This is a genomic window from Chelativorans salis (assembly GCF_025336525.1).
Classification (GTDB): Bacteria; Pseudomonadota; Alphaproteobacteria; order Rhizobiales; family Rhizobiaceae; genus Chelativorans; species Chelativorans salis.
In genome coordinates, this window is record NZ_JAOCZP010000001.1 from 161,767 (window position 1) to 175,970 (window position 14,204).

The 14,204-nt window shown below is 64.6% G+C and carries 16 protein-coding genes; 6 read left to right on the forward strand and 10 right to left on the reverse strand.

Annotated features, from left to right (window positions below; all coding sequences use genetic code 11):
* Window positions 1–7 precede the first annotated feature (7 nt).
* A complete protein-coding gene (locus N5A92_RS00810) occupies window positions 8–1,219 on the forward strand; it encodes an MFS transporter (protein ID WP_260899911.1) in 1,212 nt (403 codons plus the stop codon).
* Between the two features lie 49 nt (window positions 1,220–1,268).
* On the opposite strand, the gene ribB is transcribed toward N5A92_RS00810, so the two are convergent.
* Both ribB and aroC read right to left on the reverse strand, forming a co-directional pair.
* Window positions 1,269–2,366, reverse strand: a complete 1,098-nt coding sequence (gene ribB, locus N5A92_RS00815; protein WP_260899912.1) for a 3,4-dihydroxy-2-butanone-4-phosphate synthase — start codon at window positions 2,364–2,366, stop codon at window positions 1,269–1,271.
* Window positions 2,367–2,454: 88 nt separating this feature from the next.
* Window positions 2,455–3,558: a chorismate synthase gene (gene aroC / locus N5A92_RS00820; protein WP_260899913.1), complete on the reverse strand. Its 1,104-nt coding sequence runs from the start codon at window positions 3,556–3,558 to the stop codon at window positions 2,455–2,457.
* A 168-nt stretch (window positions 3,559–3,726) separates the two neighbouring features.
* On the opposite strand from aroC, the gene N5A92_RS00825 reads away from it, so the two are divergent.
* The gene (locus N5A92_RS00825) at window positions 3,727–3,975 is read left to right on the forward strand and encodes a DUF1344 domain-containing protein (protein ID WP_260899914.1); all 249 of its coding nucleotides are present in this window, start codon (window positions 3,727–3,729) and stop codon (window positions 3,973–3,975) included.
* 1 nt (window position 3,976) lies between these two features.
* Here N5A92_RS00825 and N5A92_RS00830 read toward each other — a convergent pair whose 3' ends face one another.
* From N5A92_RS00830 to N5A92_RS00845, 4 genes are all read right to left on the reverse strand, one after another.
* Window positions 3,977–4,564 carry a histidine phosphatase family protein gene (locus tag N5A92_RS00830; RefSeq protein ID WP_260899915.1) on the reverse strand — a complete coding sequence of 196 codons (588 nt, stop codon included), beginning with the start codon at window positions 4,562–4,564 and terminating at the stop codon, window positions 3,977–3,979.
* Window positions 4,565–4,603: 39 nt separating this feature from the next.
* Window positions 4,604–5,422, reverse strand: a complete 819-nt coding sequence (gene fabI, locus N5A92_RS00835; protein WP_260899916.1) for an enoyl-ACP reductase FabI — start codon at window positions 5,420–5,422, stop codon at window positions 4,604–4,606.
* Between the two features lie 138 nt (window positions 5,423–5,560).
* Window positions 5,561–6,496 carry a DnaJ C-terminal domain-containing protein gene (locus N5A92_RS00840; protein ID WP_260899917.1) on the reverse strand — a complete coding sequence of 312 codons (936 nt, stop codon included), beginning with the start codon at window positions 6,494–6,496 and terminating at the stop codon, window positions 5,561–5,563.
* Window positions 6,497–6,618: 122 nt separating this feature from the next.
* A complete protein-coding gene (locus N5A92_RS00845; RefSeq protein ID WP_260899919.1) occupies window positions 6,619–7,020 on the reverse strand; it encodes an RT0821/Lpp0805 family surface protein in 402 nt (133 codons plus the stop codon).
* A gap of 77 nt (window positions 7,021–7,097) precedes the next feature.
* Between N5A92_RS00845 and pdxH the strand changes: the two genes are divergently transcribed.
* Both pdxH and N5A92_RS00855 read left to right on the forward strand, forming a co-directional pair.
* The gene (gene pdxH, locus N5A92_RS00850; RefSeq protein ID WP_260899921.1) at window positions 7,098–7,712 is read left to right on the forward strand and encodes a pyridoxamine 5'-phosphate oxidase; all 615 of its coding nucleotides are present in this window, start codon (window positions 7,098–7,100) and stop codon (window positions 7,710–7,712) included.
* A gap of 80 nt (window positions 7,713–7,792) precedes the next feature.
* Window positions 7,793–8,029 (forward strand): hypothetical protein, encoded by a 237-nt coding sequence (locus tag N5A92_RS00855; RefSeq protein ID WP_260899923.1) that lies wholly within the window; start codon window positions 7,793–7,795, stop codon window positions 8,027–8,029.
* Here N5A92_RS00855 and N5A92_RS00860 read toward each other — a convergent pair.
* Window positions 8,026–8,781, reverse strand: coding sequence for a crotonase/enoyl-CoA hydratase family protein (locus tag N5A92_RS00860; protein ID WP_260899925.1), 756 nt, complete (start codon window positions 8,779–8,781; stop codon window positions 8,026–8,028). The genes N5A92_RS00855 and N5A92_RS00860 overlap by 4 nt on opposite strands.
* Before the next feature lie 2 nt (window positions 8,782–8,783).
* Window positions 8,784–10,559, reverse strand: coding sequence for an acyl-CoA dehydrogenase family protein (locus tag N5A92_RS00865; RefSeq protein WP_260899926.1), 1,776 nt, complete (start codon window positions 10,557–10,559; stop codon window positions 8,784–8,786).
* Between the two features lie 178 nt (window positions 10,560–10,737).
* Between N5A92_RS00865 and N5A92_RS00870 the strand changes: the two genes are divergently transcribed.
* Window positions 10,738–10,959 carry a hypothetical protein gene (locus N5A92_RS00870; protein ID WP_260899927.1) on the forward strand — a complete coding sequence of 74 codons (222 nt, stop codon included), beginning with the start codon at window positions 10,738–10,740 and terminating at the stop codon, window positions 10,957–10,959.
* Between the two features lie 5 nt (window positions 10,960–10,964).
* Here N5A92_RS00870 and purD read toward each other — a convergent pair whose 3' ends face one another.
* Window positions 10,965–12,245 carry a phosphoribosylamine--glycine ligase gene (gene purD, locus N5A92_RS00875; protein WP_260899928.1) on the reverse strand — a complete coding sequence of 427 codons (1,281 nt, stop codon included), beginning with the start codon at window positions 12,243–12,245 and terminating at the stop codon, window positions 10,965–10,967.
* 208 nt (window positions 12,246–12,453) lie between these two features.
* Here purD and ubiA point away from each other — a divergent pair, with 208 nt between their 5' ends.
* Window positions 12,454–13,437 carry a 4-hydroxybenzoate octaprenyltransferase gene (ubiA, locus tag N5A92_RS00880; protein ID WP_260899929.1) on the forward strand — a complete coding sequence of 328 codons (984 nt, stop codon included), beginning with the start codon at window positions 12,454–12,456 and terminating at the stop codon, window positions 13,435–13,437.
* Here the strand turns inward: ubiA and N5A92_RS00885 are convergent.
* Window positions 13,434–13,997 (reverse strand): DUF6101 family protein, encoded by a 564-nt coding sequence (locus N5A92_RS00885; protein ID WP_260899930.1) that lies wholly within the window; start codon window positions 13,995–13,997, stop codon window positions 13,434–13,436. The two genes, ubiA and N5A92_RS00885, sit on opposite strands and share 4 nt — an antisense overlap.
* Between the last annotated feature and the right edge of the window lie 207 nt (window positions 13,998–14,204).

Sequence of the window (14,204 nt, forward strand, 5' to 3'; positions counted from 1 at the left end):
TCGCGTCATGCCCAATCCGTATCGTGAAATCTTTGAGGCGCCGGGGGCCAAAGGGTTCGCCGCCGCCGGCTTTCTGGCGCGCCTGCCCGTCGCCATGACCACCATGGGCATCGTCGCCATGCTTTCCCAGAGCCATGGCGAGTACTGGCTCGCCGGTGCGGTTTCAGCCACGTTCGCGCTCACCAACGCCTTCGTAGCGCCGCAAGTCTCGCGGCTGGTCGATCGCTACGGGCAGAGCCGCGTGCTGACGCCGGCCACGGTCGTGGCGGTCGCGGCCTTCTCTGCGCTTCTCCTTGCCACCCACTTCAAGTGGCCGTACTGGACGTTGTTCGTCTCTGCGTTCATCGCAGGCGTCATGCCCAGCATGCCGGCCATGGTGCGGGCGCGGTGGACGGGACTCTATCACGGCACGCCGAAACTGCACACGGCCTTCGCCTTCGAGTCCGTGCTCGACGAGGTGGTCTACATGGCAGGCTCGGTGCTTGCGATCGGCCTCAGCGTCAGCCTGTTTCCGGAGGCGGGGCCGCTGGCGTCGACGCTTTTCCTGGCCGTGGGCACGGCGCTGTTCGTCGGGCAGAGATCAACCGAGCCGCCGGTCCGCCCCGTCGAGGCAGCGACGAGCCGGTCCGCGCTCCGCGTGCCGGCCGTTCAGATCATTACCTTCACGCTGATCGCCGTCGGCGCGATCTTCGGCACGGCGGAGGTGACGGTGATCGCCTTCTCTGAGGAGCTCGGCCAGAAGGGCGCAGCGAGCCTCATCCTTGCCGGCTATGCGGGAGGCTCGCTGGTGGTCGGCCTCGTCTTCGGCACACTCAAGCTGAAGACCTCGCTCGGACGGCAGTTCCTCATCGCCAACGCGGTGGCCATGCTGACCACCCTGCCCCTTCTGTGGGTGAACAGCATTCCGCTGCTGGCGCTGATGCTGTTTTTGGCCGGCGCGTCGATCTCACCCACCTTCATCACCGCCTTCGGTTTGATCGAGCGGCTCGTACCCTCCTCCCACCTTACCGAGGGAATCACCTGGGCGATGACCGGCATCTTCATCGGCATGGCCCTGGGGTCGTTCATTTCCGGCTATGTGATCGATGCCTTCGGCGCGCAGAGCGGGTTCTGGGTATCGGTCGCGGGCGGCGGCGTTGCTTTTGCGGCGGCCCTCGTAGGGCAACGCGTTCTCCAACGCCCCTCACCGAAGATCATTCCCGAGGCGGCGGCGGCATAGACCGAAGGACCGCTCCACAACAGGCAAGGCCACCCGCAATTGGGTGGCCTTACGATATCTCCGTCGAGGCGATCTCGATGCCGAAGCCTTCGAGGCCGACATAGTGGCGCTCGCGAGAGGCGAGCAGCTTGATGGAGGTGATGCCGAGATCCTTGAGGATCTGTGCCCCGAGGCCAACCTCGCGCCACTCGCTTTCGCGCTTCACGGCCTCTTCGTGTGCTTCGGCCTCTCCAGCCCGGGGGCGGTGGTGGTGATGGGCAACGCCGACGGAACCCTCGCGCAGATAGACCAGCACGCCACGGCCCATGGTGCCCATGGATTTCATGATGTCCTGCAGACGGTATTCCGTACCGAACACGTCGGCGACAACATCCTCGGTGTGCAGCCGCACCGGCACGTCCGTACCGTCACGGATGTCGCCAAAGACGATGGCCAGATGCTGCATGGCCTCCCAGGGCAATGTGTAGGTGTGTACGGTGGCGGGGCCGCCGGGGGTTTCGATCTTGAAGCAGGCGATACGCTCGACCAGCGTTTCCTGGCGCTGGCGGTAGGCGATGAGGTCGGCGACGGAGACTTGGCTGAGGCCGTGCTCTTCAGCAAATGCCATCACCTGTGGCCCGCGCATCACGGTGCCGTCGTCATTGACCAGTTCGCAGATGACGCCGATTGGCGGCAGGCCGGCAAGCTTGCAGAGATCGACGGCTGCCTCCGTATGGCCGGAACGCATGAGCACACCGCCCTCTCGGGCGACCAGCGGAAAGATATGACCGGGACGCACGAAGTCGCCGCTGCCGGCATTGGGATTGGCGAGGTTGCGCACGGTCAGCGTGCGGTCCTCGGCCGAGATGCCGGTGGTAGTGCCGTGCTTGAAGTCAACGCTGACGGTAAAGGCCGTCTGATGGGGAGCATCGTTGTCGGCCACCATGGGCGCAAGGTTCAGCCGCCGCGCCTCCTCCCGCGGCATGGGCGCGCAGACGATGCCGGAAGTATGGCGCACGATGAAGGCCATTTTCTCCGGTGTGGCATGGACCGCGGCGACGATCAGGTCACCCTCGTTCTCGCGCCCATCGTCGTCCATGACGATGACGATCTCGCCGCGCTCGAAGGCGCGCAGGGCGTCGACGACTTTCCGCTGGTCATAGGGCATGTGCGTTATCCAGTTGCTGAGCAGATAGTGATTGGTGAAGGAAGAAACCGTTCAGCTTCAGACGATTTGTCCACCATTCACCGCTCACTCAAATCCGTCCCGTTTGTCCTCGGTGACGCAGGTAATGATCGGCAATGGTGCAGGCAAGCATGGCCTCACCGATGGGTACGGCGCGGATGCCCACGCAGGGGTCGTGGCGGCCTTTGGTCGTCACGTCGACCTCCGCACCCGTCTTATCGACCGATTTTCGCGGGGTAAGGATGGACGAGGTGGGCTTGACCGCGAAGCGGGCGACCACCGGCTCGCCCGTGGAGATGCCGCCCAACACGCCGCCGGCCTTGTTCGACAGGAACACGGGCTTGCCGTCGGGGCCGGCGCGCATTTCATCGGCGTTCTCCTCGCCTGTGATGCGGCCAGCCTCGAAGCCGTTGCCGATCTCGACGCCCTTGACCGCGTTGATCGACATAAGGTTGGCGCAGATGTCCTGGTCGAGCTTGGCATAGACTGGCGCGCCGAGACCTATTGGCACGCCCTCGGCAACCACCTCAATCACCGCGCCGACAGAGGAGCCTCTCTTGCGGATGCGGTCGAGATAGTCGGCGAAGACGGCGACGGACTTCGGATCGGGGGTGAAGAAGGGGTTGTCGGGATGGTCGATGAAATCCCAATCCCAGTTGGCGCGGTCGATCACCTTCTCTCCCATCGAGACAAGCGCGCCGCGTATCTTGAGACCGGGCACCACCTTACGGGCGAGCGCACCGGCGGCCACCCGCACTGCCGTCTCACGCGCCGAAGAACGGCCGCCGCCGCGATAATCGCGCAGGCCGTACTTCATTTCGTAGGTGTAATCGGCGTGGCCGGGGCGGTAGCGTTGGGCGATGTCGCCATAGTCCTTCGAGCGCTGGTCGACGTTCTCGATCAGCATGGAGATCGGCGTACCGGTGGTGACCAGCATGTCGCCGTCCTCCTCCTCGGGCAGCACGCCGGAGAGAATCTTGACCTGGTCGGGCTCGCGGCGTTGGGTGACGAAGCGCGACTGGCCGGGCCGCCTGCGGTCCAGCTCGGCCTGGATATCGGCGCGGGTAAAGCGGATGCCGGGCGGGCAGCCGTCGACGACGCAGCCGATCGCCGCCCCGTGGCTTTCACCCCAGGTGGTGACGCGAAACAGATGACCGAAAGTGTTGTGCGACATTGTGAGCGTTTCCTTGCGCGCCGGCGCCGGAACCGCTTCTATTTGCCTTTGCAGGCGCGGTCAAACAGGGCGGGGAGACACTTTTGACACATTTTATCATTTCTATTCGGACAATCGCCGCCCGCTCGTATTATGGTTCTTGCAACGCGACATTATGAGGCCTGCCCCATGCGAATCCCAGCCGCTATCTTGTCCCTTGCCCTTCTCGCCACGCCGGCTATTGCCGCCGATACCGAGGGCACGATTACCACGGTCGACCAAGAGCGGATGACGATTACGCTCCAGGACGGCGAAACCTATAAGCTGCCTCCCGAGATCGACATGTCCGCCATCTCCGACGGCATGGAAGTCGTGATTGCCTATCGCGTCGCCGACAACGGTGAAAAGCAGATCATGGATATGCTGTTGCCGGAGTAGCCTACAGCCATTCCAGCCCGCCGTCCTTCACCCGCAGGATCAGGTCTTGCGGGATGTGCATCTCCGCCGCCTCCTCGGCCGACAATCCACCCACCCAATGGAATACGGTGCGAACGACGCCACCATGGGTGACGCATATGGTCGGCCTTTCCAGCGCATCCAGCCAAACCCGCACACGCAACGCCAGCAACTCGTAGCTTTCCGCCTCCGCCCCCGGCGGCAGGAAATGCCATTTGCGCTGCGCCCGTGCCTTGGTGCAGCCCGGCTCGCGCGCTTCCAGCTCCATATATGTGAGGCCCTGCCAGTCTCCGAAATGCACCTCCTTGAGGCATGGCTCGGTGCTGTAGCCGTGTGGGGAAAGGCCCATCTGGACACGCACCCGCTCCATGGTCTCGCAGGTGCGGCGCAGCGGGCTTGCGACGAAATCGAAGGCAGCGGGATCGCCAATGAGGCCCGCCAGGCGGCGGCCGTTGCGGTCCGCCTGGGCACGGCCCATGGCGTTGATGTCGGTGTCCGCCTGCCCCTGCAACCGTTCCTCGACGTTCCAGTCGGTCTGGCCGTGCCGGACGATGTAGAGAAGCGGAAGCACGGATTATCCTCTTGGCCGGGGCGCCCGCCCCGTCGTCTTCTAGTCGTTCACCACAGAGATATCCGGCGCATCGACGGCCTTCATTCCGACGACATGGTAGCCCGAATCGACGTGCAGTACCTCACCGGTCACGCCGCGCGCCAGATGCGAGAGCAGGTAAAGGGCCGTATCGCCAACCTCCTCGATCGTCACCACACGCTTCAGCGGCGAGTTGTACTCGTTCCAGCGCAGGATATAGCGAAAATCGCCGATGCCGGAGGCGGCAAGCGTTTTGATGGGGCCCGCGGAGACGGCGTTGACGCGGATATTGGACCCACCCAGATCGACGGCGAGATAGCGCACGCTGGCCTCGAGCGCCGCCTTGGCCACACCCATGACGTTGTAGTGCGGCATCACCTTCTCGGCGCCGTAGTAGGTCATGGTGAGAATGGAGCCGCCGTCGGCCATCAAAGGCTCGGCGCGCTTGGCCACCGCCGTCAGCGAATAGACCGAGATATCCATCGTGCGCAGAAAGTTGTCGCGCGTCGTCTCGACATAGCGCCCCGTCAGTTCGTCCTTGTCCGAGAAGGCAACGGCATGGACGAGGAAGTCCAGCTTGCCCCAGCGCTTTTCGACCTCGGCGAACACCGCGTCGACGGTGTCAAGTTCGGTGACGTCGCAGTGACCGACGACGATGGCGCCCAGTTCGGCTGCCAGCGGCTCGACACGCTTCTTCAGCGCTTCGCCCTGATAGGTCAGGGCCAGTTCGGCCCCTTCGCTCGCGCAGGCTTTGGCGATGCCCCAGGCGATCGAGCGATTGTTGGCCACACCGAGCACAAGCCCGCGCTTACCGGCCATCAGGCCGTTACCACCTGCCATAGTGACGATTCTCCGAACTTGTTACGGCGAAAGCCCTATCGCACAGCGGCGGCGAAGCATCAAGTTGGCAGGCGGGGATGCAGGGGAAAAGGAGAACACTGCTACCCTACGGCTCTGTTCCCTATTCCCCGTTTCCGCCTACTCACTCTCCACGTTCTTCTTAAACAACTTCTCCAGCGCCGCATCACCTCCTTCGGGCAGCATGATGCGCACATGCGTATAGAGATCGCCGTTGCCGCCGCTCTTCAAAGGCAGGCCTCTCCCCTTAAGCCTGAGCGTACGGTCGGAACTCGACCAGGCGGGCACGGTGACGGCCACCTTGCCGGTCGGCGTCTCCACCGCCACTTTGGCGCCAAGCACGGCGTCACGCAGGCTCACTGGGAGGTCGGCATGCAGATCACGTCCCTCCACGCGATAGCGCTTGTGCGGGCGCAGTTTCAGCTTCACAAGCGCATCGCCGCGTTCGCCGAAGGGTGTCTCTGCTCCCTGGCCCTTGAGGCGGATCGTCTGTCCGTCCTCGACATAGCGCGGCAGCTTCACGGCAATACGCCGGTCGTCGGGGAAGACCGCCATCACCTTGGCGGCGGTCGCCACCTCCTCAACGCTGACTGAAAGCGTGACGTTCAGGTCGCCCAGCCCTTCGGGACGCGTGGCACGGCGCGCGCCTTGCGAGCCGCCCTGCGAAAAAGCCTGACCGAAGATCTCGCTGAAGATGTCGGCGCCGCTGAAAGGTTCGCTGTCCATGCCGCTCGTACGAAACTCGAAGTGGGTGCGGCCTGGCCCGCCGCCGGCACGCCGGAAGCCGGCGAAAGGATCGCCGTGGGCACCGCCCTCGAAACCGTGGAAGCGCGGCTTGCCGCTGGCGTCGATCTCGCCGTTGTCGAAGGCTTGCCGCGTCTTTTCGTTGCCGAGGATTTCGTAGGCCTGGCCGATTTCGGCAAAACGCTCCTTCGCCTGCGGATCATCCGGCCGCTGGTCGGGATGGTACTTCTTGGCCAGGCGGCGATAGGCCGCCTTGATTTCCTTCGCCGGCGCACCCTTCTGCACGCCCAGCACGTCGTAGGGGTTTTTCATCGTCAGCCTTGCCCAAGGAACGGCGGGAAAGCCGTCAACCGGGTGTTTTGCATAGGTTTTCGGTCGCGCCCGTTATATGCGCATTGGCGGGGCGGAATTCCAGTATCCGGCGGCGGAAACAGCTACAGCATCGCGAAGTCGCGCAAGTGCAGGAAACCCGCCGCATTCTCGCAAGCAAGCCCGCGATAGAGGTTAACGCCATCAAAGCTTTGCCGCGTCGTGGTGAAGGCAACACAGCCGGGCCCATCTGCTTCCTGCCTACTCATGGCTGTGATCCTGCCGCGTGCGCCGCTTTCCGAATTCTCCCATTCCTTGCCCACCGCATTCATCACGTCACGCGCCAGAACGGCGAGAATGAGCTTGGTATCCGCCCCTTCGCCAAACGCGGAAACAGCCGGCACGGAAGCGGTGGTGAAGTTTCGATCGGACCATTGGTCGGCGTCCTGCGCGCTTGCCGCGCAGCCGTGCACCCACGCCGCGAGGGCGAAGAGAGGTATCGCCTTCCTCAGAAGGCGCAGTACCAAACGGGCTTTGCTATCTGCCCCTTGCATCGACCCCCGCAATCGGCATGCTCCTCAAAACAGCATCAGTGAGCAGGACGATGGTTACGATTGCCTTAAACGAGAGCGATTTCACCGAAAGCGGCGACCCCTACCGCCTGTTCGGTGAATGGCTGGCGGATGCCGAGGGTTCGGAACCGAACGACCCCAACGCCACGGCACTGGCGACTGTGGACGCGGACGGCATGCCCAATGTGCGCATGGTGCTGCTCAAGGGTTTCGACGAGCGCGGCTTCGTGTTCTACACGAACTGCGAAAGCATCAAGGGGCGGGAAATTCTCTCCTCGATGAAGGCCGCCATGTGCTTCCATTGGAAAAGCCTGCGCCGACAGGTACGCGTGCGCGGTCCGGTGGAGCAGGTCAGCGCGGAGGAGGCGGACGCCTATTTCGCCTCGCGTCCGCGCGGCAGCCGAATCGGCGCCTGGGCCTCGAAACAGTCGCGGCCGCTGGAAAGCCGCTTTGCACTGGAAAAGGCGGTGGCGGAACACACGGCCAAGTTCGCCATCGGCGCGATCCCTCGCCCGGACTACTGGTCGGGCCTGCGGATAATACCCGACAGCATCGAGTTCTGGCACGACCGGCCTTTCCGGTTGCATGACCGGATCGTCTTCACACGCACGGACAGGGGTTGGACAAAAACTCGGCTCTACCCTTGAGCGCCCGAGCTTATATTCCGCTGCGGGAACACCCGCCGATGCCTCCCGTTGGACGATTGCAGACAACGAGGAGCCCGAGCATGACGCACCATGTTCACTTTCACGGCTTACCGGCAAGGAAAGCATCACTGCGGGCGGTGGCTGTCGGTGGCTTCGCACTCGGCGCGCTTGCCATCGGCGCCCTGGCAATCGGCCGGCTCATCATCGCCAAGGCGCGGATCCGGTCGCTGCGGGTCGACGAATTGACGGTCGGCAAGCTGCATGTCGACCGGCAGACGGACGGGAATGCCGGCCGGAGGAGTGCTGAGGGTCCCTAGCCCGCCTTCTTCTTCTCCAGGAAAGCCACGAAGGCCGCCCTCGCCTCGGCGGACGTCAGCCGCGCGCAGAAATGGTCCGCCTCCTCCCGTATCCGTGCCAGGAGCGGCTCGCGCGGACCGCGCAGGAGATCGCGCGTGATCCGCAGCGCTTCCGGCGGCTTCCGGGCGATCGCTTCGGCGGCAGCGAGAATCGCCTTTTCCAGTTCTTCCTCGCCGACCACCTCGTGGATAAGGCCGGCCGCCTTGGCGCGCTCGGCGGGAAGGCTCTCGCCGAGGGCGAGCAGCGCAAAAGCCTGCTGATGGCCGAGGATGGCGGGCGCAAGCAGGCTGGAGCCTGCTTCGGGAACGAGCCCCAAATCGACGAAGGGCGTGCGGAACTCGGTACGCGGCGTGGCGAAGGTCAGGTCGCAATGTAGGTGGAGCGTTGTGCCGATCCCGACAGCGATGCCATCAGCGCCGGAGACGACGGGCTTTCCGGAGGTGGCAAGCGCGAACAGGAAATCGAACACCTCCGTCCCGCCCTCGCCTCCTTGAGCGACGGCGAGAAAGTCGGCGAGGTCATTGCCGGCGGAGAAGGCGCCGGGCACACCGAGGAAGACATGGCAGCGCACCGCATCGTCCCCGTCGCCCTCGGCAAGGGCGGCCGTCATGGCCGCATACATGGCGCGGGTGATGGCGTTCTTCTTCTCCGGCCGGTTGAGGCGGATGATCTGCACCGCATCGCGGCGCTCAACGAGGATGTGGTCGGTCACGTTCAGCCCTCCTCCAGTTCACCGGCAGCGGCAAGAAGGCTGTCGGCGCCTTCGACCACCGTGCGCTTCAGCGCCGCTGTTTCGGCCAAGTGGTTTTCCGCGAGATAGCGGCTAAGGCGCGCCTGCGCGGCACTCTTTGCCGAGACTGCGCCTCGCGCCACCATGGTAGCACCGGCAGCGAGCGCGAAAAGGCGCAGATAAGGAGTGGCGCCATACAAGGCGGCCTCTGCCTGTTCTTCATCCAGAAGGCGCAGAAGGTGCTCCGTCGCTTCCTCCAGATCGTCCAGCGCTGCACCGAGATATTCGCCGGTATCCCCCAGTTCCGGCATGTTGGCACCACGCACTGTCTCGGCGTCCTGCCGGAGCTCGGCGATGAAGCCGCGCACATGCGCGCCGTTCCCCTGCGGCAGCTTGCGCGCGACAAGATCGATGGCCTGGATGCCGTTTGTACCCTCGTAGATCGGGGCAATGCGCGCGTCGCGCAAAAGTGCGGCCGCGCCGGTCTCCTCGATATAGCCCATGCCGCCATGCACCTGCAGGCCGAGCGAGGCGACCTCGACGCCGACATCGGTCGGGAAGGCTTTGGCGAGCGGTGTGAGCAGGTTCGCGCGCTGCTGCCAATGGACGACTTCCTCCCCGCCGGTGAGACGGGCCATGTCGATCGCATGGGCACAGGAATAGGCGATGGCGCGGGCGGCCTGGGTCATCGCCTTCATCGTCAAAAGCGTGCGCTTGATGTCCGGGTGCTCGACGATTGGACTCATCTCGCTGCCCGTTGTGTTCGGCACCCGTCCCTGCCGCCGCTCGCGCGCATAGGCGAGTGCCTTCTGATAGGCGGCCTCGGCCACCGCCACGCCCTGCATGCCGACGGCAAGGCGGGCGTTGTTCATCATGGTGAACATGCAGGCGAGCCCGCGGTTCTCCTCGCCGACCAGCCAGCCGACTGCGCCCGGCGTGGCGCCAAACTTGCCGTCGCCGTATATCATCGTGCAGGTGGGCGAGCCGTGGATGCCGAGCTTATGCTCGATCGAGGCGCAGAAGACGTCGTTGTGCGGGCCGAGCGAGCCGTCGTCGCCCATAAGAAACTTCGGCACCAGGAAGAGCGAGATGCCCTTGGTACCGGCCGGCGCGTCTGGCAGGCGCGCCAATACGAGGTGGACGATGTTGTCGGTGAAGTCCTGCTCGCCGTAGGTGATGAAGATCTTTTGGCCGAAGATGCGGTAGGTGCCGTCAGCTGCGCGTTCGGCACGCGTCTTGAGGGCGCCGAGGTCGGAGCCTGCCTGTGGCTCCGTGAGGTTCATGGTGCCCATCCACTCGCCCGTGACGAGCTTCTCCATATAAGCCTTCTTCAGATCCTCGCTTGCGTGCTTTTCCAGCGCATCGATGGCGCCCATGGTGAGCGTCGGGCCGATGGCGAAGGCCATGGAGCCGGAATTCCACATCTCCAATGCCGCGACGGCGAGCATCATGGGCAGGCCCTGCCCGCCCCAGTGCTCAGGGGCGGCCAGCGCGTTCCATCCGCCTTGGCGCCACTTGCGGTAAAGCTCCGGCCAGCCGGGAGGCGTGATCACCTTACCGTCTTTCAGTTGCGCACCCTTCTCGTCCCCGACGCGGGCCAGCGGTGCGATCTCCTCGCTCGCGAAACGGCCGGCCTCGGCAAGAATAGCCTCGACGAGATCGGGCGAAAGGTCACCCGTGAGCCCCTCGTCCAGCATCTTCTTGAGCCCGGCGACATGGGTGAGCATGTGGCCGATCTCCTCCACGGGTGCGCGATACATGGCTTGCCTCCTCAATACCCGGCACTTCGGGCGAGCCTAGCCGCGCCCTGCCCGTGCGGCCAGCCCTGCCCTGCATGGATCGATAATTTCTTTTTACGTAAACGTCAAATCAGTCATCTTGAGCCGCCGACAACCAAGCGGTACGACATGCTGAATCGCTGTTCCCGAGGAGGCGCTCATGCTCGCACGGCCTGAAAGATATCAATGCATCGAGTGCGGCAAGGCCATGGGAACGCCGGATTTCGCCTACCACCATGGGCGCATCGAGTACGGCCCCGCCTATTGGTGTGACCGCGGCATCCTCTGCTCGACCCAGTGCTCGCTCGCCCATCACCAAAAACGCCAGGCAGAAGGCACATCGCCGCACCGGCCGGTGCCGAACCCGTTCGAGGAAGAGTAACTGTTTTAGACGCCCGCCGCCTCGCGCTTGACGGCGCGCCAGCCGATGTCGCGGCGGCAGAAGCCTTGCGGCCAGTCGATACGGTCGACGGCGCGGTATGCCGCCTCGCGCGCCGCCGTGACATTTGCGCCCAGCCCCGTAACGTTCAGCACACGCCCGCCATTGGCGACAAACACGCCATCGCGAAGTGCCGTGCCGGCGTGGAATATCTCCACGCCTTCCTCGCCTGCCGCTTCGATACCATTGATCGCGCTGCCCTTCTTGGGGGCGGCGGGATAACCTTCGGCCGCAAGCACCACGGTCAACGCCGCCTCCTCGCGCCAGCGCGCCGACATGTGCGCGAGCTGACCGTCGGCGGCGCCTTTCATGAGTGCCAGGAGATCGTCCTTCAGGCGGGGCATTAGCACCTGGCACTCGGGATCGCCAAAGCGGACATTATATTCGATGAGGCTAGGGCCGTCGGGGGTGATCATCAGCCCCGCGTAGAGTACACCGGTGAACGGAGCGCCCATCTCCGCCATCCCTTTGAGCGTCGGCTCGATGATCTCGCGCATGCAGCGCTCGACCATCGCCTCGGTCATCACGGGTGCCGGCGAATAGGCGCCCATGCCGCCCGTGTTCAGGCCGGTATCGCCTTCGCCCACGCGCTTGTGGTCCTGCGCGGTGCCGAAGGGAAGCGCAATCTTGCCGTCGCACAGGCAGAAGAAGCTCGCCTCCTCCCCTTCCAGGAATTCCTCGATCACCACCTCCGCGCCCGAGGCGCCGAAGAGGCCGGAAAAGCAGTCGTCGATGGCCGCATAGGCCTCGTCCTCGCTCATGGCGATCACCACGCCCTTGCCGGCGGCAAGACCGTCGGCCTTGACGACGATGGGCGCGCCGACGTTGCGCACATAGTCCTTGGCGTGCACGGCGTCGGCAAAGCGGGCATAGGCGGCGGTGGGAATGCCGTAGCGGCTGCACAGGTCCTTAGTGAAGCCCTTGGAGCCCTCCAGGCGTGCTGCTTCCGCCGTCGGCCCGAAGACGGCTATGCCGGCTTCGATCAGTTCGTCGGCCAATCCCGCCACCAGCGGCGCTTCGGGACCCACCACCACAAGATCGATCGCCTGGCCGCGACAGAACTCGACCACCGCCCCATGATCCTTCTCGCTGAGCGCTACGCACTCGGCGTGCCGTGCGATGCCGGGATTTCCAGGGGCCGCATAAAGCTTCTCCAGCATGGGCGAGGTGGCGATCTTCCAGGCCAGCGCGTGTTCGCGACCGCCCGAACCGATGAGGAGAACCTTCATGTCGCCCAAAGCCCTGCTTCAATCCACTCTGCCGGCAACGGGCTATGGCCGAAACGGCCAAAGGTCAAGCGCACGCCGGCCATGTCCAGAAAGAAGTGAATGCTGGCCGGGCTTTATACGCCAATCATCATGCCAATCACTACAGGCACCTTGACGGCGCGCCCGCACCTTGCCACTCCACGAAAACGCAGCGACGAAAGGCAAGGGCATGGACATCATCCAGTCACGGCAGGCTCGGGGTCGGGTGGCCGACGCGCCGTCGGGCCATTGGGCCTACCGGCTGCTGCCTCGCGCGGCATGGCCTTACGCGCAGCTTGCGCGGTGGGACAGGCCGATCGGCTGGAAGCTTCTCCTGTGGCCATGCTGGTGGTCGCTCGCTATGGCGGCGAGTGCGGGGGCCGAGCCGGGAGCACCGCTCCTGAGCGTTCTGCCGTCGCCCTGGTTTCTGGTGCTCTTCCTGGTCGGCGCCGTCGCCATGCGGGGGGCTGGCTGCACGTACAACGATCTGGTTGACCAGGACATCGACGAGGCGGTCGAGCGCACACGTTCGCGGCCTCTCCCCTCCGGCCAGGTGTCGCGGCGCCAGGCCTGGGCCTTCCTCGTCGCGCAGGCGCTTGTCGGCCTTCTCGTGCTCGTGCAGTTCAACGGCTTCGCCATCCTGCTCGGCTGCGCATCACTCCTGGTGGTAGCGATCTACCCGTTCGCAAAAAGATTCACGGACTGGCCGCAACTCTTTCTGGGCCTTGCCTTTTCCTGGGGCGCCCTGCTCGGCTGGGCGACGCATTTCGGCAGCCTGTCTCTGGCGCCTTTCCTGCTCTACTGCGGCTCCATCCTGTGGGTGATCGGCTATGACACGATCTATGCTCACCAGGACAAGGAGGACGATGCGATTGTCGGCGTGCGCTCCACTGCGCGGCTCTTTGGAGAAAAGACGAAACCGTGGCTCGTCGGCCTCTACGGCATGGCGCTTCTCTTCTTTGCCGTCGCCTTCGCCAACGCCGCCGTCCCCATGCCGGCGCTGGCCGGCCTTGTGGCCGCGGGTGCGCATATGGCACGGCAGGTGCGGACGCTCGACATCGACGACCCCGACCAGTGCCTGGCGCTCTTCCATTCCAACTCGGTGGTCGGCTGGCTGATCTTTCTCGGCCTCCTGGGCGGCGGCGTGTGGGCGACGGTCAGTCCGTACTTCTAGTCCCGCGCGATAATCTCGTCGCCATCGACCACCAGACGCAAACCGAGCGCACCCCGTCTGCGGCGGGCGAGGAAGCGCGGACGGCGCTGACGCACGACGCGGCCCTTGCGGCGCTCCTTCGGCGGCTCGGCCTTCACTTGGCCGATGGACTCCTCCAACGTGCGGGCGACGCCGTCGGCCTCCACCAGCAGCATGGGCAGGCGGTAGGCGTCGGCCCAAGCGCGCCAGTCGGCGGCCACGTCGTCGAGATCGCCTGCGACCAGCAGCGGAACCGACAGCATCGGGTCACGGTGGAGGAGCTCCAGGGTCACCGTCACCAGGCCGTCCTCTTCCTCGATTGCCCGCGCGGCAACGCCGCGAAAAGCATTGGGCGGTAGGGCGAAGGTGACGGGAAGCTGGCTCTTGTCGAGCAACCGGCGCATGCGTACGCCGCGCTTCGTGATGGTGAATGTCACCTCCCCGAAATCGTCCTGGGTTGCGTAGCTGACCGCCTGGGGTAGGCGGAACGGGTCGAGCCGCATCTGGCGGCCCGCCCATACCGGCTTGAGACCACTCGCCATTCTTACTTGCCTTCCTGTTACTCCTGAGAGCCCGTTTTCCGGTTCTCTCCGGGCCGCTTTTGCGGCCTCTTATGGAGAAGGAGACTAGCGTGTGGGTCTTACCTACGGCCTTAGAAAGTCGGTTAAATTTTGCTGACTTGCCAGTTGGTTAGCACTTTGCGACCAGGTGAAAGGCGCCGGAAAGGTGTGTCTATGAAGAGTAAATCC

What these genes read in the sequence shown, in the direction of transcription:
- ribB (WP_260899912.1), bottom strand. Translation starts at nt 2,366, where the DNA reads ATGCCCTATGACCAGCGGAAAGTCGTCGACGCCCTGCGCGCCTTCGAG.
- aroC (WP_260899913.1), bottom strand. Translation starts at nt 3,558, where the DNA reads ATGTCGCACAACACTTTCGGTCATCTGTTTCGCGTCACCACCTGGGGT.
- fabI (WP_260899916.1), bottom strand. Translation starts at nt 5,422, where the DNA reads ATGGCAGGTGGTAACGGCCTGATGGCCGGTAAGCGCGGGCTTGTGCTC.
- N5A92_RS00825 (WP_260899914.1), top strand. Translation starts at nt 3,727, where the DNA reads ATGCGAATCCCAGCCGCTATCTTGTCCCTTGCCCTTCTCGCCACGCCG.
- N5A92_RS00870 (WP_260899927.1), top strand. Translation starts at nt 10,738, where the DNA reads ATGCTCGCACGGCCTGAAAGATATCAATGCATCGAGTGCGGCAAGGCC.
- pdxH (WP_260899921.1), top strand. Translation starts at nt 7,098, where the DNA reads ATGGTTACGATTGCCTTAAACGAGAGCGATTTCACCGAAAGCGGCGAC.
- purD (WP_260899928.1), bottom strand. Translation starts at nt 12,245, where the DNA reads ATGAAGGTTCTCCTCATCGGTTCGGGCGGTCGCGAACACGCGCTGGCC.
- N5A92_RS00840 (WP_260899917.1), bottom strand. Translation starts at nt 6,496, where the DNA reads ATGAAAAACCCCTACGACGTGCTGGGCGTGCAGAAGGGTGCGCCGGCG.
- N5A92_RS00810 (WP_260899911.1), top strand. Translation starts at nt 8, where the DNA reads ATGCCCAATCCGTATCGTGAAATCTTTGAGGCGCCGGGGGCCAAAGGG.
- ubiA (WP_260899929.1), top strand. Translation starts at nt 12,454, where the DNA reads ATGGACATCATCCAGTCACGGCAGGCTCGGGGTCGGGTGGCCGACGCG.
- N5A92_RS00855 (WP_260899923.1), top strand. Translation starts at nt 7,793, where the DNA reads ATGACGCACCATGTTCACTTTCACGGCTTACCGGCAAGGAAAGCATCA.
- N5A92_RS00865 (WP_260899926.1), bottom strand. Translation starts at nt 10,559, where the DNA reads ATGTATCGCGCACCCGTGGAGGAGATCGGCCACATGCTCACCCATGTC.
- N5A92_RS00885 (WP_260899930.1), bottom strand. Translation starts at nt 13,997, where the DNA reads ATGGCGAGTGGTCTCAAGCCGGTATGGGCGGGCCGCCAGATGCGGCTC.